The following is a 24,092-nucleotide window of genomic DNA, read 5'->3' as shown; positions in this document are numbered from 1 at the left end:
TGTAGTCCCGGGGTGTGGCAGAGTTATTGTGCGGTGGGCACTGACACACCAGATTATTAAAGCATCTTTGCGGCAAAATTCAACTTCTTGCCCATCGCCGCGTTTTCTATACTGAGTCTCCATCTTAGCTGGCCCTCTACCGTAGCAATTTTATCCACCCAATGGTCAAAAACCTAGTCATCGTCGAGTCGCCTGCCAAAGCCAAAACTATAGAAGGCTACTTGGGCAAGGACTATGTCGTTAAGAGTTCCTTCGGCCACGTCCGCGACCTGCCCAAGGATAATAACGCAATTGACATAGCCAACGGCTTCAAGCCTACCTACGTGGTATCGGCCGACAAGCGAGAGATAATCACGCAGCTCAAAAAGCTGTCGAAGGAAGCGGAAACCGTATGGTTAGCGAGCGACGATGACCGGGAAGGCGAGGCTATTTCCTGGCACTTAGCCGAAACGCTTAACCTCAGCGGCACCGACAAAACCCGTCGGATTGTGTTCCGTGAAATCACCAAGAACGCCATCCTCAACGCTATTGCCACCCCGCGAGAAATCGACCTGAACTTGGTGAATGCTCAGCAAGCCCGCCGCGTCCTCGACCGGTTGGTGGGTTTTGAGCTAAGCCCAGTGCTCTGGAAAAAGGTGAAAGCCGGCTTATCGGCGGGTCGTGTGCAGAGCGTAGCCGTGCGTATTGTGGTGGAGCGGGAACGTGAAATCAACCAGTTCAAAGTGTCGTCGGCGTACCGCGTAACGGCACGCTTCGATGCGGGCCGCGGGGCGGTGCTGGAAGCCGAACTTCCTACTCGCTTCAAGACGCGGGACGAGGCAGAAGCCTTCCTGGCACGGTGCGTAGGCGCCGATTACCGCATTGAGAACCTAGAGAAAAAGCCCGGCAAGCGCAGCCCTGCGCCACCATTCACTACGTCTACCCTACAACAGGAAGCCTCGCGTAAGCTGGGCTTTTCGGTAGCGCAGACCATGAGCGTGGCCCAAAAGCTTTATGAAGCGGGCAAGATCAGCTACATGCGGACCGACTCGGTGAACCTCTCGCAGGATGCTCTTGATGCAGCCCGCGTTGAAATCAGCCGTGCTTACGGACCTGAGTACGCCCAAACCCGCGTATACAAAACCAAGTCTGCTTCTGCGCAGGAAGCTCACGAAGCAATTCGCCCCACCGATTTTGCACTGGCAAAAGCTGGCTCTGATTCGCAGGAGCAGCGTTTGTATGACCTGATTCGGAAGCGGGCCATGGCCTCGCAGATGGCCGATGCCGTAATTGAGCGCACGGTTGCCAGCATCGGTATCAGCACCCAGCCTGGCGTTTTACTGTCGGCTACAGGCGAGGTTATCACGTTCGAAGGCTTCTTGAAAGCCTATGCCGAAAGCAAAGACGAAGAAGAACTCGACGAAGCAAACAACACGGACTCGTCGTTCTCGCGCGGCTTGCCCCCCCTGAGCGTAGGCCAGCAACTTCCTTTGCAATTGCTGCGGGCCATGGAGCGTTTTGCTTCGCCGCCAGCTCGTTACACAGAAGCTTCGCTGGTAAAGAAGCTGGAAGAAATGGGCATCGGTCGGCCATCCACCTATGCTCCTACCATCAGCACCATTCAGAAGCGTGGCTACGTGGAAAAGGACTCGCGTGAAGGCAAGGAACGCAAGTTCCATGTGCTGACCCTGGATGGTGACGCAGTGAAGACGGAAGTGAAAACTGAAACCTTCGGTGCCGACAAGGCCAAGCTGTTCCCGACCGATACGGCTATGGTCGTCAACGACTTCCTGGTAGAGCACTTCCCCGTCATCGTTGACTTTCAGTTCACGGCCAAGGTAGAAGACGAATTCGACCAGATAGCCAACGGCCACGAGTTATGGACTGATATGCTGTCGGGTTTCTACAGTACTTTCCACGCCACTGTGGAGCGCGGCCAGGACATCGAGCGTAGCACGTTGGGCAGCACCCGCGTTATCGGGATTCACCCCGAAACCGGTCAGAAGCTTACAGCCCGTTTGGGTCGCTATGGCCCGTACGTTCAAATTGAGCCCAAAGAAGGTGCACCCGAAGGTGAAAAGGCGGTATATGCCAGCTTGCGTAAAGGCCAATTCATCGAGAATATCACCCTGGAAGAGGCACTGGACTTGTTCAAATTGCCGCGTATTGTTGGCCAATACGAAGACAAAGATATGACGGCGGCCTTGGGTCGTTTCGGGCCTTACATCCGCCACGATGGCAAGTTCTACTCTCTTACTAAGGAGCAGGACCCACACACCATCACGGCCACTGAGGCTATCGAGTTGATTGAGAACAAGCGCAAAACCGACGCGGAACGCCTCATAAAGGAGTTTCCTGAAAACCCAAATATTCAAGTTCTGAACGGTCGGTTTGGTCCTTACATCGTGGCGGGCAAAAAGAACGTGAAGATTCCGAAAGGAGAAGAACCTGCTGGCCTCACGCTAGAGCGTTGTTTGGAACTGGCCGCCGCCACTCCCGATAAACCCGCTAAAGGCGGCCGCTTCGCCAAGAAAGCCACTCCGGAAGCTGACGCAGCTGATGCAGCTGATAAGCCAGCCAAGAAAAAGCCTGCTGCAACTGCTGCTAAAAAGCCCGCAGCAAAGAAACCGGCCGCGAAAAAAGCAGCTGGCGCCACTACTAAGAAGGCAACGGCGAAAGCAAAATAATATCCTGAAATTTCAACTACTTATCGGCCTGCTGAGTTATCGGCAGGCCGATTTTTTATGCGTAAGACAGAGTAGGCCGTTCGCAGCATTCCTCACATTGAAATATGCGCAATAGCCTTACTTCAACTCGAACGTTAAGTTCGGTCGCGTTATTTCCGTTGGAAATTATTGAACTCCGCTTCACGCTTAACCTGAACAATGCATTACAACTTAGTCTGAGTATAGCATTAGCATCATTAGATAGGCGGTGTGGCAAACTAAAGCTATAGCTGCCCGAGCTAGCGGCCTGGTTTCAAGCACCACACTCACGCGTGTCTTGAAAATATTATAAGGCAGACCTTATATAGTAACCTTAGATACTACCGTTATTGCGTCATCTATACTGCCTACGCCTGCGCAGCGTGGGCATTTCACGTTTATTTATTTGTTAAAGTGCGCTTAGTATTTCTATCAATCCTAACATTCGCTGTTTTAGGAGGCACCTTGTCAACGACTAGCGCACAATCAGTTAAATTAATTGACGCAACATCGAACCATTATCTGTGGCTGCCTGCAGGCACTTACCATGTTAAGCGCAGCCTAGCTGCTCGGTTTGCAGTTCCGCCGGGTTGCCAGCGCGTGGCAGTGGAGCCGGGTTCCTTTGGGCATTGGTTGCGCTACTTACCACTGCTGCCCGCCGGCACGGCTGTGCACCTTCATGATGGCAAGCTAAAAGACCCGCAAACCGTTCATGCGGCAGTGTTGCATATCGACGTTGGCACCCGTGACTTGCAGCAATGCGCGGATGCTGTTATCCGGTTGCGGGGTGAATACGAGTTTTCCAGGAAGCCCGACCAAGTGCACTTTCACCTCACCAGCGGGCACGATATTCGGTTTGCGGACTGGTACAGCGGCCAGGGCTTTCGTGTGAGTGGTGACGAGGTGTTGCCCGCTTCTAAAACAGTAGAAAAGCCTACTCACGCTGTTTTCCGGCGTTATCTAGACCAGATTTTCACTTACGCTGGCACGCTGTCCTTGGCAAGAGAACTAACACCTGTTTCCCTCGCCAACGTGCAGCCAGGCGACGTATTTATCCGAGGCGGCTCGCCGGGCCACGCTGTACTTGTGCTAGATGTAGCGGAGCACCTCACTACCGGTCAACGCTATGTGTTGTTAGCCCAAAGCTATATGCCCGCGCAACAGATACATGTGCTTCGTAACACAGAATCGTTAGGCGGTGCGTGGTTTGCCATACAGCCTGACAATGCACGATTTGCTACGCCGGAATGGGTATTCAGGCGCGAAGAATTGCGGCGGTTTTGATCGAGCTAAGTCTTTTGCAGGAGTTTATTTGCTTGATTAAGTTGTCACAGCATCTACCTTGGCACCTGCACAAATGAGCTAGCACTTGTAGCGAATTTCTCGCCGCCGAGGCTATTCGTTTGATTCAGCACGCTTTACAAGCATACTCTTATGCTACACACTATGAAAAAGAAACTGGTGGCCTTAACCGGCGCAGGCATAAGTGCAGAAAGTGGGCTGGCTACTTTCCGCGGTTCCGATGGTCTTTGGGAAGGGCATCGGGTAGAAGATGTAGCTTCCCCCGAAGGATGGGCGCGAAATCCGGAACTGGTGCTGGACTTCTACAACCAACGCCGCGCCGCTGCGCGGGTGGCACAGCCCAATGCTGGTCATCGGGCCCTGGTGGAGCTAGAGCAGGATTTCGACGTGGTGATATTAACTCAAAACGTGGATGATCTGCACGAACGGGCTGGTTCTTCGCAGGTAATTCATCTGCACGGCAAATTGTTCGAGTCGCGCAGCTCATTGCACGAGGAACTGGTGTATCCTATGGAGTCAGACCGGATTGAGTTAGGAGAGATGTGCGAAAAAGGGCATCAGCTTCGGCCGAACATCGTGTGGTTCGGGGAGCAGGTACCGCTAATGGAGCTAGCCATGGACGAGGCGGCTACGGCTGATATTTTTCTGGTGGTGGGTACGTCGTTGCAAGTGTATCCGGCAGCCAATTTGGTGCACTATGCCCCGAGCTTCTGCCCTATTTACGTCATCGACCCGCACCAGCCCCCACTGATGGGCCGGCCTAACCTTCACTTTGTTACGGAGCCGGCCAGCACGGGCGTAGCGCGGGTAGCAGCAGAATTGCGGAGCAATTTGTAAGGGGTAGCACAATTCCGATTTTTAATATTATTTATCAGCTATATATTACAGAGCGTGTCAGCATTTTTTGCCACGCTCTGTCTAAGCTTGGCTTCGCACTATAGCAAACAAAGAGGAATATGGCTTCCGTTTTCGGACATACAGCACTAGGCGCCACAATAGGTGTGCTGCTACTTCCGGAACGGCGGCACTGGCGCTGGTGGATACTAGCGGCTGCGTGCGCGTTTTTGCCTGATGCCGATGTAGTTGGCTTTAAATTTCATGTGCCTTACGCCGCCTTATGGGGGCACCGGGGCCTAACGCATTCCTTACTAGCGGCAGCAGTAGTAGCAACAGTTCTGGTTGGATTGTACAGCCCACGGCGAGCAACAAATGCCCCCGGGCTGACGCGGATATGGGTATTGCTGTTCTTGGCCACGGCTTCACACGGCCTGCTCGACGCCATGACTACAGGTGGTTTAGGGGTAGCTTTTTTCAGCCCAATCGACCAGCAACGCTACTTTTTTGAATTTCGACCTATCCAAGTATCACCTATTGGCATTCGCAATTTTGCGGGCCAAAAGGCAATGCGGGTGCTTGCCAGCGAGGTGGTTTGGGTGGGGTTGCCTTGTTTACTGCTTTTGCTGCTAAACCGGTTGTTACTGTTAAGAAGCCAACCTTTACAGGACAGAGCAGGTTAAAAGGGGCAACTGAAATTAAATTTCAGTTAAATATCATCTGCCTACCCCCTGCGCACGCAGGTAGCTAGTCCGTTTTCTATGCATTCACATCTGCGCTGTTTGTTGTTAGCCGCTTTAGGCTTGGCCACTACATCACCTGTTTTGGCTCAGACCTCCGCCCCGGCAGCACACACCGTTTACTTATTCGGCAATACTGCCACCGCCGACCTGCCAACTACCCATTTGCAAACGTTGCGTAAGGCGTTAGAACAGCAAGCCGGCACTTTTACAGTAGTTCACCTCGGAGACATGGCCGGGCCGCAGGGCTTGGGTACCAAGCAAGATTCCAGCCGCACCAACGAGACGGCCCGCATTGATGCCCTTTTGGCCTTGGTAAAGGATTTGCCAAACGGTAAAATCTACTTTGTACCCGGCGACCGGGATTGGGCCAACTCCGGTCCCGATGGCCTGAAGCGCGTACGCCGCCTCGAAGAGTACATTGAAAAGCGCTTGCCCAACCAAAATGCCTTTGCTCCTACCGGCGGTTGCCCTGGCCCCGAAGTAATCGACGTGGCGCCGAACGTGCGGCTCGTGGCGTTGAACTCGCCTTGGTTCACGCACCCCTTCGACCGGCCTGAAGCCCCCGATACCGATTGCAAAACGCTCACGCAAGAGGAATTTCGAGAGCAGCTACAGGATCTACTCGACGACACCAAGGGCAAGAACGTGTTGCTAGTCGGTCACCAGCCCGTGGTTACCAACGGCGTGTACGGTGGCAACCAACCTCTGAGCCGGCACTTGCTGCCGCCGGTGGCAGGCAGCATCTACGCGGCGTACCGCCAGAATGTGGGCACACCGCGCGACATGGCCAATCCAGCCTATCAGGGTTTTCGCAAAGAGATGCTGAACACATTGCGCGACAACCCCGGCGCGGTGTACGCCGCCGCCCACGACTACAGCTTGCAGCTTACTCGCCTCGAAGACAACTACCATTTGGTATCCGGCTCGTTTGCCGAAAAGCAACACGTTGGAGCCAATGCTAGCTCGCAGTACAACAAGTCGGAAGAAGGGTTTTCAAAGCTGGAGTATTACGCCGACGGCACGGTGAAGGCCTTTTTCTATGCTTTCGATGGCGCGGGCACCACTGCTAAGCAAGCCTACACGGCCACACTGTTTCAGTCGGCCTGCCAGGAGCCCCGGCTGCCCAATGTGCCAGTAAACAGCTTTATTCCGGAGTGCCCTACCGCCCCGAAGGGCGTAGCCGAAGTGAAACCCGACGTGGCAACCCCGCCCGTGCAGACACTGGCGGCCGGCAAACAATACGCCGGCACCGGCGCCGCAAGGTTCTTCTTGGGTCCGCTTTACCGCACTTCCTGGACGCAGCCAGTTACCGTGCCTACTCTGGACCTAAACACCGAAAAAGGCGGTCTGCGGGCATTCGGGCGCGGCGGCGGACGCCAAACAACATCCCTGAAGCTGATTGCCGCCGACTCCTCGGAGTACGTGTTTCGGTCCGTTGATAAAGATGTAACCAAGATTCTGCCACCCGAGCTTCGCAATTCGGTGGCGGCCAATGTGCTACGCGGCATCACGCCCACGGCTCACCCTTATTCGGCGCTGGTAACTGGCTCTTTGCTCGATCAAACCGACATTCTGCACGCTCGGCCCCGCCTCTTCGTGCTACCCGACAACCAGCAGCTAGGCCCTTATCGGGAAGAGTACGCCGGCTTGTTTGGTACGCTCGAAGACCGGCCCGTAGACCCCAAGCCTAATTTGCCTGGCTTCGGCGGGGCCGATGAGGTGCGCCGTTCGTTCAGCTTTTTCCGGCAGCTCTACAAAGACCACGATAACCGCATTGACGCTGTTGCCTTCGGTAAGGCCCGGGCTTTCGACATGCTGGTGGCCGACTTCGGTAAGCACGAAGACAACTGGAAGTGGGCCGGCTATAAGGAAGGTAAAAACACCGTCTATAAGCCTATTCCGCGCGACCGGGACCAGTCATTCACGCTCTGGAATGGCCTGCTGACTTACCTCGCCAACCGCGAATGGGCCGTACCCAGCATCGAAGACTTTCAAAGCAAGTTCGATGATCTGGAAAGCCTGAACTGGCCGGCCCGCAACCTCGACCGGTTTTTGCTGCAAAGCCTAACGCGGGAACAGTGGCAGGAAATTGGGCAGTACATGCAAACCAAGATTACGCCCGCGGCCATCGACCAAGCCACGGCTCAGCTGCCCAAGGAAATGATGCCGCTTTCGGGCAACGATTTGAATCGCAAACTCAAAGCCCGCATTCAGGAACTCCCCAAGGCGCTGGACGACTACTATCTAATGCTGGCCAAGCGGGTGGATGTGGTAGGCTCCAACAAGGCCGAAGTGTTTCAGGTGGACCGCCAAGCCGACGGCAATGTACGAGTCCGCATGTTCGACAAAGCAAAGGAAGGCGACCAGCCCGACGGCGCACCGCTGTTCGAGCGCACCTTCAAGCGCAACGAAACCGATGAAGTCAGCCTGTACGGCCTTGATGGCAAAGACATTTTCACGGTAACGGGCGCCGCTAAAAACAGTGTTCTGGTGCGCATCATCGGGGGAGACGGCAAAGACCAGATTGCTGATAATTCGCAAGTAAGCGGGTTGCGCACACTCACCAAGGTCTACGACGTACCCGATACCGACCTCAAGCTAGGTTCGGAAAGCGACAACCGCACTTCTGCGAAACCATCCGTCAACAGCTACGATCGGGAGGCTTTCAATTACGACGGCTATACGCCCCGCGCTACGCTCATCTACAACCAAAGCGACGGGTTTGGCGCGGGCATCGGCGTGGACATTGTGCGCCAAGGCTTCCGCAAACCGGGCTTCAAAAACCTCTATGGTTTCGACGTGCAGGGCTCGACAAACGGCAACTTTGAAGTGGCCCTCAACATGCGCCACCGCCACGCTATCGGGCTTTTTGATATTGGTGCCCGGGCTGAGTACGGCAACTTTTTCCAGTTCTACAACTTCTTCGGGCTCGGCAACAACACGACCAAGGACGATGGACTCTACGACAACAACTACTATAAGGCCCGCTACAGAGGCTACAGGGGTAGTGTTTTCACGGAGCGAGTGTTCTTCCAGCGCAGCCTCTTCCGCCTTGGGGCCGGCTACGAGCAGTACGAAACCAACTTTGCGCGCAACACCTACCTGGGGCAGCTCATCGACAACCCAACGCAGCCTGATGTCCCGGTACCGAACACCTCGTTGCAACGGCTGGCCGGTTTGAATGCCTTGCTTGACTTGGATTTGCGCGACCGGCAGCAGTTTGCGCGGCGCGGTGTTCGGCTGCGCGCCCAGCACGACACGTACTTCCAGCTCAACAACGACAAAAGTAACTACGGCCTAACGCAAGGCTTCGCCGAATACTATGGCACGGCCCGGCTGCTGATTCCGGTGACGCTGGTGCTTAAGGGCGGCGGCGCCAAAACCTATGGCAAGACCGAGGAAATTCCATTCTATAAGCTTGCCTACCTGGGCCAGCGCGAAAACCTGCGCGGCTACGTCCGCAACCGTTTCACCGGCGACGCCAGCTTGTTTTTCAACTCCGAGTTGCGCCTAGCACTCGGACAAGTGAAAAACAACTTCCTGCCCTTCTCCTACGGCCTATTCGGTTTCTATGACAAGGGCCGGGTGTACTACAAAGCCAACTCGCCGGGCGGCTGGCACGATGGCTATGGCGCCGGCTTCTACATAGCGCCCGTCTCCGACCAGTTGGCTTTGTCGGTATCCTATCAGGTATCGCCTGAGGAAAGTGGCCTAATTCAGTTCGGTCTAGGTTTCCGCATCGACCAATAGCATCAAGATGCTACGCTAGCGTAGTCTGTTAGCAAGTTGCAGTCGTTCTGCATATAACATACCTCAGCAGCCACAGGCCATCATAGAATTTCTATGTGTCCTGTGGCTGCAGTGCTGTAATACCTATATCAGTAGTACTGATTGACTGCCTTAGTTAGCCATCTCGCAATGAATGACCGTTCCCGTCGACAGACGGTCGTAATACATGGGTATTGCGACGCATAAGGAAAACCTAACTCAGTACGATAAAGACGCCGCTTTACGCAGGTAGGTACGGTCCTGCACTTGCCGGAGCATGAAATCTGCTACGTCGGCTCGCGAAATCTTGATCTTAAGGCCTTTTTCAGTGGCGGGAAAGCCGTGCCGGTATTGGCCGGTGCGCTGGCCGTTTGTGAGCGTAGCGGGCCGGGCAATAGTCCACTCCAACGTGCTCTGCCGGATGTAGTCTTCCTGCCGTTCCGAATCGGCGAAAGCCTGCCGCAGAAACAGCGGCACAATCAGGTATTTGTAGGAGAAAGGCAGTGCCTCTTGGCTGTCGCCGATGCCGAGCGTGGTCAGGCAGATAAAGCGCCGCACCCCGGTTTGCTCCATGGCCCGAATGATGTGGCTCGTCCCCTCGGACCGTACCGCGTCCTTCTGGCTAGCAGGCGCCCCAAGCGCCGACAACACCACCTCCTGGCCTTGCATTGCCTGCTCGACCGACACAAAATCAAGCACGTCACCCTGCACGACGCGCAGGTTGGGATGCTGCAACCCAAGTTTGAGGGGGTTACGAGCAAAAGCCGTGACCATGTGGCCTTGCGCTAAGGCCTGTTGTACTAGTTGGCGGCCGGTACCGCCCGTAGCGCCGAAAATAAGTGCGTTCATAGTAGTTTGTTTTTCAACAAAGTACCGTCGCACCCTCGCGGCAAAATAGAACAAAACCGACAGCTACTACTGGATGATGAGTGGGAAGTTTTCTACCAGTTCCTTCACTTGTTTCTGGTACTGATAGGGAGAGCAGCCCGCAAATTCCTGAAACGAACGGATGTAGTGCGACTGATCAGCATAGTCGTTTTCGAAAGCCACATCAGAGAGCTTGCGGTACTGACGGCTTCGCAGCTGGTTTAGCGAGACCTGAAACCGGCAGATTCTGGAAAACAGCTTGGGTGAGATGCCCACGTGCTGCTTGAACTTGCGCTGAAAGCTGCGCTCTGACATACGCAGGCTTTCCTGCAAGCTCAGCAAGGAAACTCCCCCACCCGTAGTGTGCATCTGGCGGAGCGAATACTGAATATCCTGGCTTATCACGGCCTTGTTTTTCTGAATCAAGGCAAACAAGAACGTTGATAACAGTTCGATCTGCTGGCCGACTGGCTCTGTATTCACCAATTGCTCGAATAACGGCGCCGTCAGCAGGTTAAGGTCCAGGCAGGAATTAGTTAGCTCATCGGCATCGAAACCAAACACAGCGGGCAGCGCGCTCGGGTGAAAATAGACGCCGAGGGTTTTGAAGGAGCCGGGCGCATAGATGTCGCCGGAGGCGGTGGTTTGGCCATACAGGAACGCCCGCGGCCATTGCGCGTGCGTTTCATCCTGAAAAAGCGGGTATTCTGGCTGTTGGAAAATCAGGCCCGGATACCCGTCGGCTATCATCCGAAAGGTCTTCATCCTGGCGTTGTCGCCAGCACTTTCCAGCAGCCAGAAATAGCGGACGTACTCCTTAAGGTAGTCGGGCGGGGCAAACTGCTGAACGTGCATGGCAGCTGGTTAACTAGATAGTGGTGGCTACAGAAAGGCATTACACCCACGGCGCAACTGGTACGCAAGGTAACAGACATTTACTGTCAACATCTGATACTGAAGGAGTAACAGCAAATAAGTCGTAGCCCACTGCAAGAGTAGTAACCCAAATCGCTGCCTTCATCCAATCTTCTCTCAACGGTTCAGACCCGGCAGCCGACGGTTCAGACACCGCTGGTAACGGTTCACCGGATTTTCTATTCCCTGTGTTGCTTTAGTGCGCCACCTTTGGTCTATCACCTAACCACTACAGGCTATGAAAGAGCTAATCCCCTTCCTCCTATCTGTATTGACTGCCTATAACTGCCTTGTAGCGGGGCTTAGTACTTCCTGTCTTGCTATCTGACTTTCTCGATAGGCTCAACCCAGATTCTCGCTCTTGCTTCCCACTCTGTTTTGCTATGATTTCTGTAACAAGCTTCGTTTTTAAATCTCTGATTCAACTGGTGCTACGCCTCGTCAGCATGTACAAAATCGATGAGCTTAAACAGCAAAGCCTGAATTTGCGCCCAAGCCGGGAAATTAGCTTCGATCTACTCGATTTCATCGATTGCCTTTTCGATTTGGAAGGTTGCTTTCATATCCCCATTCCCGATGAAGTACCCCTCTTCACCATCGATGACCTTTTCGACTATGTAGCAACATCACTGCGCCGCTGGGCCTCTTATGATTCAGCAGTTTAGTTCACTAAAATTATAACAATTGCGTGCATGTCGTACATGTGATGCATGCAAATCTACAGGTGTTTCTTACTTCATGCTATAAAACCCACTGAAACACGGGATATCTTGCTTAGGCCCTAAAATCAACTCACTACCGCCTAGCTGAAAAAAGAGTAAATAGCGATCCATCCACCCGCCAGCCCCAAAGCAGGTTTTCAGGCTAGCCGACAGCTGTACATGCACCTAGGTGCCATGCAGAACCTTGTATTTCAACGGCTCGTCGAGTGTGAATTTACATCCTGATTTACAGGAGCAAACCTCTACTAGCAGCGATAGAACGAACATGTTTGATGCTCAAACAGGAAAAGATAAATCAACACGGTAAGTAGCAAGCAACACGTCTTGAGGAAGCGCAACAGATGGGAAAAATTCAAGAAAAGATGGTCTGCTTTCTGCAAACGGCTATCTTTGACCCGATTTTTCACCTCATCCCCCGTCCTGATGGAGTATCCGCTACTGAAGTTGGCCGCTATTGATATAGGCTCTAATGCCGTTCGTTGCCAAATTTCAGCAGTCCTCCACTACGGCGACCGGTACCGCCTAAAGCGGGTGGAATACGTACGCTACCCGCTTCGGCTCGGCGAAGATGTGTTTGCCACGGGCACCATTTCCGACAAGAAACAAGAGAAGTTCATTAAGTTTCTGCACGCCCTGCGACTGCTAATGGAGGTGCACGATGTGGCGCCAAATCACTACCTGATTTGCGCTACTTCCGCCATGCGCACTGCCTCCAACGGGGCTGAAGTGGCGGCCCGCATTCAGCAGGAACTCGGCATGACGGTGCAAGTAATTGATGGGCAAGCCGAAGCGGCCTACATCAACCGCGTTATCGAACATCTGCTCGAAGACAAAAAGCACTACCTGCACATCGACGTAGGCGGCGGCAGCACCGAGTTTAACATCTACCACGACCGGCGCAAAGTGGCGTCGCAGTCGTTTGAGATAGGTTCTATCCGGCGGATGCAGCAAGAAGAAAGCGGCAAAGCCAACACAGGTGCCCAAAACGACCTTTGGCAGCGCATGGAAGAATGGGTGAAGGAAAACGCCCGCCGCTACCACGTCACGCGTGCCATCGGGACGGGCGGCAACATCAACAAGCTCTACAGCATCGCCCAGACGCAGCTCGATAAGCCCGTCACGCGCCGCCGTATTGCTACTGTGCTGCACAACCTCACCACCATGAGCATGGACGAGCGGGTTAACGTAGCCATGCTCAACCCCGACCGTGCCGATGTTATTGTGCCCGCTGGCCATATCTACCTTTCCGCTATGGAATGGGCCAACGTGCACCAAATGATTGTGCCTGATATTGGTCTAAAAGACGGTATGCTGCAAACCCTGTTTGAGGAACACTTCGACGAAATACGGTCTCGCCAAGACCATTCCAAAAGCATCCCCTTCCCCACTCCCCAAACGCGCCCTACCGAAGTGGAGTAATGGCTAGAGCCGTTTAGTCTCACTTAGTCTCTTGTTAGCCTAAAAAGCAAAGGACCTTCCTCAGATGAGGAAGGTCCTTTGCTTTTTCTAGCTTCTATTGGTTTTACACATTCGGAACGTTCAAACCGCTGTCTTCACCATCACCGATAATAACCGGATAAGCAACTGTTTCCTGTTCACTCGTTTCCTCAGTTGGAAAGTCAGCCTCTGGTCCATCAAGTTCGCAGTCAACTTCGGCAGCGGCTATCTCAGCTTCAGTGGCAGCCGCACTTTCGTCTTCTTTGCTACGCACCGTTTGCTGATTGAGCAGGGCCAGTAGCGCTTCGGGCGTAGCAGCAGCAAGCCGGTCGTCGTCGCGGCGATAGAAGTCGCGGTGCACGTTGACAATAGACTCGCCGGGCGCAGGCTGGCGCCGGATGTAAGCCCCATCTTCACGCATGGTATACGAGTTCTGATTGTCGAGCAGGTTGAGCATCAAGATACTGATAGCTTCGCGTTTGAGCTGCGGGTTCACAATCAAGAACAGGGCTTCGATGCGCCGGTCGAAGGAGCGCACCATCACATCGGCAGAGCCGGCATACACTTTCGGCTGGCCTGCCTGGTGGAAATAAAACAGGCGCGCGTGTTCGAGCAAGTCGCCGACGATGCTGCGCACCTCGATGTTCTCACTCAGTCCCGGCCGGCCCGGGCGGAGGCAGCAAATACCCCGCACAATAAAGCGGATGGGTACGCCCGCCTTCGACGCCTTGTAGAACTCGTCTATCATCTCCTTGTCCTCCAAGGAGTTCATTTTCATTACGATACCGCTCGGCAACCCTTTCTTGGCGTGCTTTACCTCTTCACGGATGAGGTGAATGAGCTGCTGGCGCATGTCTTTAGGCGCCGTAATGAGGTACTCGTAATCGTCGGGTTGGGAGTGACCGGTAATAACGTTGAAGAATTCTGACACGTCATGACCGTACACATCGTTGGTAGTGAGTAAGCTCACGTCGGTATACAGCTTGCTGGTTTGCTCGTTGTAGTTGCCCGACCCAATGTGCATGTAGCGCGTCACCTTCTCTCCTTCCTTGCGGATAATCATCAGCATCTTGGTGTGCGTCTTGTACTTCGACACGCCGTAGATGACAAAGCAGCCAGCCTTTTCCAGCCGTGCCCCTTCCCGAATATTACGTTCCTCATCGAAGCGCGCTTTGATTTCAAACAAGACCGATACGTGCTTGCCGTTCTCGGCCGCCTTCAGCAACGCCGCCGACACCCGCGAATCTTCGGCAAGGCGGTAGATGGTTTGCTTGATACCTAGCACCTGCGGGTCTTCCGCCGCTTGCTCCAGCAAACGCACCATCGGCTCGATACTGTTGTACGGATGGTGCAGCAGCACATCGTGGTGCTTGAGGTACTCAAACAGGTTCTCATCGGCACCCTCGGGTAAGCTCAGGGGGGCCACGGGTGCAGGCAGCCGTGAGCCACGGTTGCGGAAGTTAGGATGCTTCAGAATCTGGAGCAGCCCCTTCAAATCAATCAGCGAATTGATAACGAAGACGTTGCCATTATCAATTTTCCAGCGCTCCTTCAGCACCGACATGAGCAAGGCCGACGTGTTGGATTCCACTTCCAGCCGCACTACCCGCCCCCGCTTACGGGTCTTGAGTCCCTGCTGGAGTTCCTTGATAAAGTCGGTATCTATATCCTCCGACTCTTCCAGTGTGAAGTCTCCGTTGCGGGTAATGCGGAACAAGTCGGCTGACTCGATGCTGACGTTGCGGAACAACTTAGGCAAGTTGGCGCGCACGATTTCCTCGATGGGCACGAATATCACCTTGTCTTTGCGACTCAGTTCAAAGAAACGTGACAAGTTCTGCGGAATCTGCACGAACGTAAGGCGCTCCTGCCCCTTCTCAGTTTCTAAGTCGCCATTGCCCGTCCGCGTCACTACGCCCAGAATCAGCATCTGGTTCATCATCAACGGAAAGCCGTGGTACGAATCGTACACCATAGGCGTGAGCAGCGGGAAGATGGTGTTTTTGAAATAGCCATCTACCTTTTTCAGCTCCACTTCCGTTAAGTCCTCCATCTTCAATATGTTGAAGCCGTTCTTCTCGAACTGTGGCTTCAATTCATTGATGTAGGTGAGCGACTGATCGTTCACGAAGCGGTGCGCGAAGTCGAGCAGCTTACGCCGAAAGGGCAACTCGCGCAGCCCCGAATAGTCGACTCGCTCCTTGCCATAATCGAGGTAATTATACAACGACCCCACCCGAATCATGAAAAACTCGTCGAGGTTGGACGATGTGATACTCAGGAACCGCAACCGGTCAAATAGCGTCCGGCCCGGATCCTTGGCTTGGTCGAGGACACGGTAGTTGAAGCGCAGCCAGCTTAAGTCGCGGCTGATATATTTGCTTTTGCGGATGAGGTCGGCAGATTTGAATAGCTTCATAGTACTAAGGCAGCGCGGAAAAACGGGGTAAGATACGGGTTTACAGCCCGGAAAGGGCATTTTAAGATTAAGAAATGATGGCCGTTGCCTCAATTTCTACTAGCAGCCGGGCATCAATCAGGGCTCGGACTTCCACCATGCTCGAAGCCGGTCGGATGTCTTTGAATATTTCTCCGTGGGCTCGCCCGACACTTTCCCACTGCGAAATATCAGTTACGTAAATCCGAGTCCGCACGACATCCGTTAGCGCCGCGCCGGCTTCACCCAGCGCCGCTGCAAGCTTCTCTAGTATCCGTTTGGTTTGGGTGTAAGCGTCGTCGCCCGTTACTACCTCCCCGTCTTGTGCTGTGGTGCCAGCCACTTCTACTACATTTCCCACCCGGACGGCCCGTGAATATCCTACTATTGGCTCCCACGGAGCTCCAGAACTAATGTTTTGACGCATGATCTAAATCACCTTCTCACTGTACGTACTGTGCTTGCAAAACACTAAACGTTGCTGCACATCGAGCTACGCCGAAATGTGCTTACTTCTAGGTATTAAACAGTAACCAACAAAAAAGGCCCACTTTGCAGCGGGCCTTTTCTTATTTCCAATTACACATCGAGCTTAGCGTATTTAGCGTTTTTCTCGATGAAGTCGCGGCGGGGCGGTACCTCGTCGCCCATCAGCATGGCGAATAAGTGGTCGGCTTCAGCGGCCGATTCCACGTCCACACGCTTCAGAGAGCGAGTATTGGGTTGCATGGTAGTGGTCCAGAGCTGCTCGGCGTTCATCTCGCCAAGACCCTTATAGCGCTGCACGTTTACCGTCTCCGGCTTACCGCGGCCCATTTCATCCTGAGCAGCTATGCGCTCCTCTTCGGTCCAGCAGTAGCGTTCTTCCTTACCGCGCTTCACCAGGTAAAGCGGTGGCAAGGCAATGAAGATGTACCCCTTGTCAACCAGCTCACGCATGTAACGGAAGAAGAAGGTCAAGATCAGGGTCCGAATGTGCGAGCCGTCGATGTCGGCGTCGGTCATGATAATGATCTTGTGGTAGCGCAGCTTGTCAAGGTTCAACGAGCGGCTGGAGCTGCCGTCGTCCTCGTCAGTTTTCTTTTCGAAGCTCACGCCGAGGGCCGTAATCATGTTCCGGATTTCCTCGTTTTCGTAGATGCGGTGCTCCTGCGCTTTCTCTACGTTCAGAATCTTACCACGCAGCGGCAGAATAGCCTGGAACGCACGGTTACGCCCTTGCTTGGCAGTACCACCAGCCGAGTCACCCTCAACCAAGTACAGCTCGCAAACCTCGGGGTCTGACTCCGAGCAATCGGCCAGTTTGCCAGGCAGGGAGTTGGAACCTAGTACAGTTTTACGCTGCACCATTTCGCGCGCTTTGCGGGCGGCAATACGGGCCCGGGCAGCCAGAATCACCTTCTCGATGATGATACGAGCTTCCTTGGGGTTCTCCTCCAAATACTGGTTGAGGATTTCGCCTACTACAGTGTTCACCGCGCCACTCACATCGGAGTTGCCAAGCTTGGTTTTGGTCTGACCTTCAAACTGCGGCTCAGCCACCTTCACTGAAATAACAGCTGTAAGGCCTTCGCGGAAGTCGTCGCCCTGAATCTCCACCTTGGCTTTTTCAAGCATCCCCGATTTATCGGCATACGCCTTCAGGGTACGAGTGAGAGCCGAGCGGAAGCCCGCTACGTGCGTGCCGCCCTCGATGGTGTTGATATTGTTGACGTAGCTGAAGATGTGCTCCTGGTACGAGTCGTTGTACTGCAACGCCACTTCCACAGGTGTGCCGCCCTTCTCGCTGATAACGTGAATTGGGTTGGGCATAAGCACCATACGGCCAGCGTCGAGATACTGCACGAACTCGCTGAGACCACCTTGCGAGTAGAACACTTCCCCTAGGAAGGTGCCATCATCGTTTTTCTCACGACGGTCAGTGAGCGTAATGCGAATGCCTTTGTTGAGATACGCCAGCTCGCGCAAACGATTGGCTACAGTTTCATACTTGTAGACGGTTTCGGTGAAGATAGAATCGTCGGGCAAGAACTCTACTTGCGTACCGTGCTCCTCGGTATCACCAATTTCCTTTACGGCGTACTGTGGGACGCCAATTTTGTACTCCTGCTGATAAATGTGCCCATTGCGGCGCACAGTCACTTTCAGGTCCTGGCTGAGTGCGTTAACGCAGCTCACCCCTACCCCGTGCAAACCACCGGATACTTTGTAGGAGTCCTTATCGAATTTGCCACCAGCGTGCAGCACGGTTAGCACCACTTCCAAAGCGGAGCGGCCTTCCTTTTGGTGGAAATCAACAGGAATACCCCGGCCGTTGTCACGGACGGTAATAGAATTGTTTTCGTTGATGGTTACTTCAATCTGGTCGCAGTGGCCGGCAAGGGCTTCGTCGATAGAGTTATCAACTACTTCCCACACCAAATGGTGCAGTCCTTTGATACCGGTGTCGCCGATGTACATGGAGGGACGCTTGCGCACGGCCTCCAACCCTTCCAGTACCTGAATGCTATCGGCAGAGTACTGATCGTCGGCTCTTTTCTCTTTCGTTTCGCTCATGTTTCGGGCGTAAGTTTAGCGGTTGTGCTATCCTACAAAAGTACCGATTTTATTGCGTTTTTACCAGCGTTTGCCACAATTATGCTATATATCTACAGCAAAAAATCCACTAAAAAATACTCGTAAAAAAAGCCCGGTTTACAGGCTACGAGAAACGCTTTTTAAGTGGCTGATAGTGTTCAGTTTCTTCAGCCACTGCCTCTAGTATATCTAGCATTTAACGCCATCAGAATAACTGTTTTCAGTGGATGCCTACTCCTAAAACGACCAGTCCATTTTTGCATAAGAAATGCCTCCGTTAACCACTGGGTACTTTGGCTACTTTGAGGCTAGCTCTATGATTGCCTTCCTCAAAATCTTTGTGGTAGAATAACCTGATTACTTGAGTACCACAGCTACTTACCAACACTGCCTTTGCTGGCTGACGAACAACACAGTGAAGGCACTGCAGGCTGGCTGCTGACGGCTGTTGCCGCAGATACTATTTTGTGCACGACTATGCCACACGAAATGTGATATAACCAATAAGTACCAAACGCACTTGCCAAACCTGCGTACAGTCTCCGTTGTGTGCATCAGCCATTGTGCGGCTTTGCTGTTTGCTGGCGAAGAAGGCACTAGGTTGCTTGTACTATAGAGTTGAATATAAGAAACAGCCTAATCGAACAAGTGTCCAATTTTCGAGATATATGAGTGCAGCTGCTTCGCCTTGGATTCTACGAGTTGACAAACTTCCTCAGCCCGGGCAACAGGTATTAGTATACGTACCTACTGCCTGGCAACAGATAACGGTTGCCGCTTTCAAAATTCCCACCACTGCGGGGGCCAAACATATGTTTGTAGCTCCTGACCGCAATGGTGTTAACCGTTACGTAAAGGGCGTAACTCATTGGATGCCCTTGCCTGAACCGCCTGCCAACTAATCTTGGTGGGCACATTTAGGAGCTATACAACCCCTTTTGCCAAGGTGAGTTTTATTGTCAGTCAACCTAACCGCGGTTCGACTTTCTTTTGCCTTTACTATTACCCCCGAAACAAGAACCAGAAAGAGCGTCGCCCCAACCTGTGTCTGTTGTCGGTGCACGTGGCTAAGCTACCTTGAGCGGGAAGTAGCGGGCCATGATGAACATAAACAAGCCGAATAAGAAGATTCCTCCTGCCAGCAGCAGCAACCAATTACTGCCATTTGGTAAGCGTCCAACTAGCTCCAGCAAGTCGTCTATACTTTTCACATACCTGGGGTTCTTCATCCAAGCGGCTCGGAATAAATAGTAGCCCATGCCTGCTAGTATGGCAGATTGAGTGATGAATCCTACTGCTCCTATTAAGCGAATCAGGGCACGCCAGAAATAAGCTAGCTCATCAATTCTTAAGCTTTTGTATAACCCTTGGGTTATGGCTTTTTTAAGTTGTACAAGTGCCCAAGTAAGCATAATAGCTCCTGCTGTCACTACCAACCATTCTCCTCCATCACGGTGCAGGAGCTGGGCTACCCAGAGTTGTTTGGAATTTTCACTCCCTGCCTGAATACCGAATACGAGCTTAAATGTCGTGACGGCCAAGCTTCCGTAAGTAATACCGCTTAGCAGGTAGGTGAATCGATGCAACAATCCACCTGGGCTCTTGCCTTTTTGATAAGGATCCTCAATGGTTTCCACTACCCGCCATACAGTATGAGCCGATAAAGCTAGCGCTATCAATACCAATACAAACCGGCCCAAAGGCTGAGAAAACAAAGTTTCTAGCACCTGGCGTTGATTAGGCTCTTTGCGGCTTAAACCCAACGCCATACGCGCCGCGAAAGTCGCCACGCCACAAAACAGAAAGCCCTTTACAACGTAGCTCCAGCGGGCCATTACCTGCACCGTTTTTTTCACTGGATGCGGCAGCTTTGGCTCAGTAGTCATATCTAAAAAAAGGATCTGATATGACTAGCAATACCAACATCTAATAGCTATTTAGAAGAAAGGTTAGTTAATACAATCTCTAGAGCTCAAGCTTACTACGTGATTTAAGAAAGTAAAGCTTAGAAGAAGTTTTATTGCAAGAATATAACGAAGCCTATATACCCACTCTAGGGACCCAGCGGATTCTTTATATCAAGGCCAGTGACAAGTTAGAGGTATGCAGAAAGGTAATTGTGTAGCTAGCTATAAAAGCACGGGCGTGCCTACTATGGCTTATGCTCATAGTAGGCACGCTTACTTGCCTGTACTAATTCCGTGCTTGCATCCAGATGTAGCAAGGTATTACACCTTAGATAGTATGGTGCAGGCACCTCGCAAGTACAGCAGCGTACTAAGTACTGCTACCAGTCCTGTGCTGTAGACGTAGCAAGAGCAGTGTTCAGTGATTTCACTATCTCTGCCATTTGCTCCTGCACCGCACCTTTGTATTGTTGCAATGGGTCAACCGGAGCAACAAAAACTGGCTGCTTCTTGCGACTAGCTACGGCCTTGATACCTTGAGTAGGCTTTCTAGCAGCCACTACAGCCTTATGCGGAGGCGTAACTGGTACACTACGCGTTGGAGATTGCACCTGTGGACTATCTACCCTCGCGGCCATTAAAGTAGCAGCCAACGTGGTAGTAGTATCCATCTGGTTTTGCAGATCCTTCAGCTGATAGCGGTAACGCCCATCGTTGGCCTCCAACGTGAAAATGAACCATACCCGATGGCCTCGGCTCTTTTCGTTACCTGCCAATTTCACTCGGGTAGACCCTTTGCCTACAAGCGAACCATTTTCTGTGTTGGTAAGCATGAGCGGATTAGATGCATCAATGAAGTGTGCAGCAAACCAGTTTTTTGCTCGGTTTTGCAGTTCCACTCTCGTAATGCCAGGCACTTGCACCTCGCCCTCATACTTAACTTTGTGACCGGCGCTATCAACCGTATTCGGAGCCTTTCTGGCTTGGATTTGTGCTTGAGCCACAACACTACTCAACACACAGAGCGAAAGCAAGATTGTTTTCATAGTGGCCAAATCTACAAAAACACAAAGGAAAAAACCTATTCCTTATCGTTATCTTACAAAAAGCAGTGTACCTATCTAGTTTATTTACTCAAATCCTAAAATCTTACTCCGCTTAAGTCCCTAAGTATGAGACGGCCATAATATTTCATCATTTACTCAACCACATAATTCTACACTTTGCCATTGGGGCATAAAAAAACCACTCAGCAGTTACGCTAAGTGGTTAATTTTGAAAGTGGCCCCGATTGGATTCGAACCAATGACCGGCTGCTTAGAAGGCAGCTGCTCTATCCAACTGAGCTACGGGGTCAGAAGCCATGGGCTCCGGCCCAGCGGCTGGGGTACTTCTGTCGGGGTGGCAAGATTCGAACTTGCGGCCTCCTGCTCCCAAAGCAGGCGCGATACCGGGCTACGCTACACCCCGAAAAAAAGTTAAATTACGAATGTTGAAGGTTGGATGATGGTCATGTAACCTTCAACATTCGTAATTCAACATTCGAAAAGTAGAGAGAGGGGGATTCGAACCCCCGGTAACCTTTAGAGCTACGGCAGTTTAGCAAACTACTGGTTTAAGCCACTCACCCATCTCTCTATTTCTATCCCCTTCCGGCTGAAGAGTGCGCAAATATACAAGGCAAATAGATAAACAACCGCTTTTCAAGAAAAATTTCTTGCTTGCATATGCGTTTAAAACGAAATGCCGCCCAATTACAAGGCCTTATCTTTGTTGCCTTGCCCAGGGCTTGAAACACGTTTCTTTATGATTCTCATTTTGTTGTCTTTTCAAATTACGTGCTAAACTGGGCTTATCCTATAGCGTGGCCGGAGGCGTTGGCGCTAGGTGTTTTTTTTGTGTTTTATGTCGGCTTTGCGCTGCGGACGCGGCGACTGGCGGCTCCATTGGGGCAGCGGGGATGGCGGCTGGGTTGGAAATTGGTCCTACGCTTAGCGTATTTCGGGCTGTTCGCTATAGCCCTACTAGGCCCTGCCTATGGTGTAACACAGCGCCCGGTTAGGACTACAGGCAAGGATGTATGGTTGCTCGTTGACTTGTCGCGCTCTATGGATGCGCCAGATGTGGCACCTACACGCTTGCAAAAAGTGAAGGCTGAACTAGCAACTCTCATCAGCCGCTTTCAGGCAGATCGAATTGGGCTCGTGGTGTTTGGAGCAGATGCGTATGTGCAATGTCCGCTTACTTATGACCAAGGTGCTTTGCAACTATTCCTTAGCACTCTCCAAACTAGCTTACTACCAGCTGGCGCCACCGATTTTACACCTCCCTTAGAATTGGTACTGGACCGCCTAGGGAAGATCCTTCCTACTGCTACTCCCCGCGCCACTGCTATTGTGCTAGTAAGCGACGGCGAGGATTTCGGCGAAAACCTGGAGCCTACGCTACGCGTGCTCGCTCGGTCGGGGGTGCGACTTTTTACATTGGGCGTTGGCACGCTGGAAGGCAGCCGGCTACCGCGGCCGCAAGGAGGGTACTTACGGGATGCCCGAGGCCGCGACGCGGTGAGTCATTTGACGCCAGCACCTCTACAACGGCTGGCCGAGCAAACCGGTGGGCGGTATTTCGAGTTGTCGGAACGGCGTGATGAGTTTCCCTTGTTGGTGAATGCGCTGAACCGGCTTGAGGGGCAAACCGAACAAGTGCGCTCGGTGGCAGTTGCCGACAACCGCTACCGCTATCCGCTGGCTTTGGCGTTAGCGTTGCTAGCTCTTGATATTTTGTTAACGGTACGGGTAATCAGACCATGAAAACCGGTATTCTACTTTTCTTTTCAGTGTTATTCGGTGGTTGGGGTGGTTTAAATGTCATTCATAACCGCAATGAGGCAGTACAAAAAGCGCAAGCTGCCTACCAGCGTGGCAATTACTCGGTAGCAGCTACTTTCTACAGAGAAGCTGTAGAAAAGCTAAGGGCTACTGACGAAGCCGTTTTGTTGAACTGGGGCCATGCCAGCACGCGGGCGGGGCAGGTAACGGCCGCGCGAGCTGCCTATGGCCGGCTACTCACTAGCCGTCAACCGCAAGTGCGGAGCGTAGCCCGACAACAACTAGGGGTTTTAGCGGCTGATAAGGGCGAGTATGCGCAGGCATTGCGTCTACTACGAGAAGCACTATTGGCTAATCCGAATAATGCAGTAGCGCGCTACAACTACGAGTTGATCAGTGACTATTTGCGGCGCCGGCGTGACGATCCTAGTATTCCGCCTCCAGCCACTGCTGGTGCTCCTCCCACCGCCGATACTAAGCGAGACACCCAACAAGACCCGGCTAGCCAACCCCCACCCCGTCCTGGTCAGGACAAACAAGGAGAACTCAACGACCCCAATCAACCTAATGAGCCGCGCAATGCGCCCCAATCACGCCCCGACCAAAACGGACAGTTCGACCCAAATCGCCCTTCAGGGGCGCCCGGCAACTCGGCTAATGGCAGCTTTAAGCCAGGCGAAGGAGCGGAGCGTAATGTAGCGCAAGGCTCTAAACCTGGTTCTACTCTTGGGTTAAGTGACAGTGAAACTGGCCCTGAAGCCAAGTCGGGCGTCAGCAACCGCGCTGGCACGGAAGCAGCAACGCTAGATGAAGCCCAGCTACAGACCCAACGGGCCCGGTTGCAGCAAATGAACATCAGCAGCGGCCAAGCCCGCCAGTTGTTGCAAGCCCTAGAAGCGGCAGAGCAGCAGTATTTGCAGCAACTGCCACGCAAGAGCACGCGCAAGCCCGAATCGGGCAAGCCAACGTGGTGAAGCAACCAGCTGGTGGGATTGAAATAATGCGTTTGATGTTCTATTCCTGCGTATAGCACTGGCGGCTCTACCAGAACGGCAAGTGCACTATTTCACC

16 protein-coding genes and 3 tRNA genes are annotated in these 24,092 nt (G+C 52.9%); 9 read left to right on the top strand and 10 right to left on the bottom strand.

Annotated features, from left to right (window positions below; translation table 11 throughout):
• The first annotated feature begins 161 nt into the window (after positions 1-161).
• The 5 genes from topA to P1X16_RS07355 all read left to right on the top strand — a co-directional run bounded on the left by topA (position 162) and on the right by P1X16_RS07355 (position 9,313).
• Positions 162-2,666 (top strand): type I DNA topoisomerase, encoded by a 2,505-nt coding sequence (topA, locus tag P1X16_RS07375; protein WP_277227301.1) that lies wholly within the window; start codon positions 162-164, stop codon positions 2,664-2,666.
• A 432-nt stretch (positions 2,667-3,098) separates the two neighbouring features.
• On the top strand, positions 3,099-3,968 hold the full coding sequence (locus tag P1X16_RS07370; protein ID WP_277227300.1) for a DUF4846 domain-containing protein: 870 nt from the start codon (positions 3,099-3,101) through the stop codon (positions 3,966-3,968).
• Between the two features lie 162 nt (positions 3,969-4,130).
• Positions 4,131-4,823 (top strand): NAD-dependent deacylase, encoded by a 693-nt coding sequence (locus P1X16_RS07365; protein WP_277227299.1) that lies wholly within the window; start codon positions 4,131-4,133, stop codon positions 4,821-4,823.
• 119 nt (positions 4,824-4,942) lie between these two features.
• On the top strand, positions 4,943-5,503 hold the full coding sequence (locus P1X16_RS07360) for a metal-dependent hydrolase (RefSeq protein ID WP_277227298.1): 561 nt from the start codon (positions 4,943-4,945) through the stop codon (positions 5,501-5,503).
• A gap of 141 nt (positions 5,504-5,644) precedes the next feature.
• On the top strand, positions 5,645-9,313 hold the full coding sequence (locus tag P1X16_RS07355; protein ID WP_277227297.1) for a hypothetical protein: 3,669 nt from the start codon (positions 5,645-5,647) through the stop codon (positions 9,311-9,313).
• Between the two features lie 237 nt (positions 9,314-9,550).
• On the opposite strand, the gene P1X16_RS07350 is transcribed toward P1X16_RS07355, so the two are convergent.
• Together P1X16_RS07350 and P1X16_RS07345 are read right to left on the bottom strand one after the other, a co-directional pair.
• On the bottom strand, positions 9,551-10,180 hold the full coding sequence (locus tag P1X16_RS07350; RefSeq protein WP_277227296.1) for an SDR family oxidoreductase: 630 nt from the start codon (positions 10,178-10,180) through the stop codon (positions 9,551-9,553).
• A 66-nt stretch (positions 10,181-10,246) separates the two neighbouring features.
• Positions 10,247-11,053, bottom strand: a complete 807-nt coding sequence (locus tag P1X16_RS07345; RefSeq protein WP_277227295.1) for a helix-turn-helix domain-containing protein — start codon at positions 11,051-11,053, stop codon at positions 10,247-10,249.
• Positions 11,054-11,496: 443 nt separating this feature from the next.
• Here P1X16_RS07345 and P1X16_RS07340 point away from each other — a divergent pair, with 443 nt between their 5' ends.
• Together P1X16_RS07340 and P1X16_RS07335 are read left to right on the top strand one after the other, a co-directional pair.
• Entirely contained in the window at positions 11,497-11,778 is a 282-nt protein-coding gene (locus P1X16_RS07340; RefSeq protein ID WP_277227294.1) for an acyl carrier protein, read from the top strand.
• A gap of 447 nt (positions 11,779-12,225) precedes the next feature.
• The gene (locus tag P1X16_RS07335) at positions 12,226-13,254 is read left to right on the top strand and encodes a phosphatase (RefSeq protein ID WP_346771238.1); all 1,029 of its coding nucleotides are present in this window, start codon (positions 12,226-12,228) and stop codon (positions 13,252-13,254) included.
• A gap of 103 nt (positions 13,255-13,357) precedes the next feature.
• On the opposite strand, the gene ppk1 is transcribed toward P1X16_RS07335, so the two are convergent.
• The 8 genes from ppk1 to P1X16_RS07295 all read right to left on the bottom strand — a co-directional run bounded on the left by ppk1 (position 13,358) and on the right by P1X16_RS07295 (position 21,831).
• Positions 13,358-15,691, bottom strand: coding sequence for a polyphosphate kinase 1 (gene ppk1, locus P1X16_RS07330; RefSeq protein WP_277227293.1), 2,334 nt, complete (start codon positions 15,689-15,691; stop codon positions 13,358-13,360).
• Positions 15,692-15,758: 67 nt separating this feature from the next.
• Positions 15,759-16,139 carry a RidA family protein gene (locus P1X16_RS07325; RefSeq protein WP_277229482.1) on the bottom strand — a complete coding sequence of 127 codons (381 nt, stop codon included), beginning with the start codon at positions 16,137-16,139 and terminating at the stop codon, positions 15,759-15,761.
• 149 nt (positions 16,140-16,288) lie between these two features.
• Positions 16,289-18,265 carry a DNA topoisomerase (ATP-hydrolyzing) subunit B gene (gene gyrB, locus P1X16_RS07320; RefSeq protein WP_277227292.1) on the bottom strand — a complete coding sequence of 659 codons (1,977 nt, stop codon included), beginning with the start codon at positions 18,263-18,265 and terminating at the stop codon, positions 16,289-16,291.
• A 1,088-nt stretch (positions 18,266-19,353) separates the two neighbouring features.
• A complete protein-coding gene (locus P1X16_RS07315; RefSeq protein WP_277227291.1) occupies positions 19,354-20,142 on the bottom strand; it encodes a DUF1206 domain-containing protein in 789 nt (262 codons plus the stop codon).
• Positions 20,143-20,573: 431 nt separating this feature from the next.
• Positions 20,574-21,239, bottom strand: a complete 666-nt coding sequence (locus P1X16_RS07310) for a DUF4468 domain-containing protein (RefSeq protein WP_277227290.1) — start codon at positions 21,237-21,239, stop codon at positions 20,574-20,576.
• 236 nt (positions 21,240-21,475) lie between these two features.
• Positions 21,476-21,549 (bottom strand) — tRNA-Arg (locus P1X16_RS07305).
• 40 nt (positions 21,550-21,589) lie between these two features.
• Positions 21,590-21,663 (bottom strand) — tRNA-Pro (locus P1X16_RS07300).
• Between the two features lie 80 nt (positions 21,664-21,743).
• Positions 21,744-21,831: transfer RNA gene (locus tag P1X16_RS07295), tRNA-Ser, on the bottom strand.
• A gap of 200 nt (positions 21,832-22,031) precedes the next feature.
• Here P1X16_RS07295 and P1X16_RS07290 point away from each other — a divergent pair.
• Complete coding sequence (locus P1X16_RS07290; RefSeq protein ID WP_277227289.1) at positions 22,032-23,003, top strand: VWA domain-containing protein; 972 nt, start codon at positions 22,032-22,034, stop codon at positions 23,001-23,003.
• Positions 23,000-23,995: a tetratricopeptide repeat protein gene (locus P1X16_RS07285; RefSeq protein WP_277227288.1), complete on the top strand. Its 996-nt coding sequence runs from the start codon at positions 23,000-23,002 to the stop codon at positions 23,993-23,995. The genes P1X16_RS07290 and P1X16_RS07285 overlap by 4 nt, the downstream gene beginning before the upstream one ends.
• Positions 23,996-24,092 lie beyond the last annotated feature (97 nt).

It is taken from the genome of Hymenobacter sp. YC55 (assembly GCF_029433095.1).
Taxonomy (GTDB): domain Bacteria; phylum Bacteroidota; class Bacteroidia; order Cytophagales; family Hymenobacteraceae; genus Hymenobacter.
The sequence above is the reverse complement of the archived record's forward strand: the minus strand, read 5'-3'. Positions and strand labels throughout refer to the sequence as shown.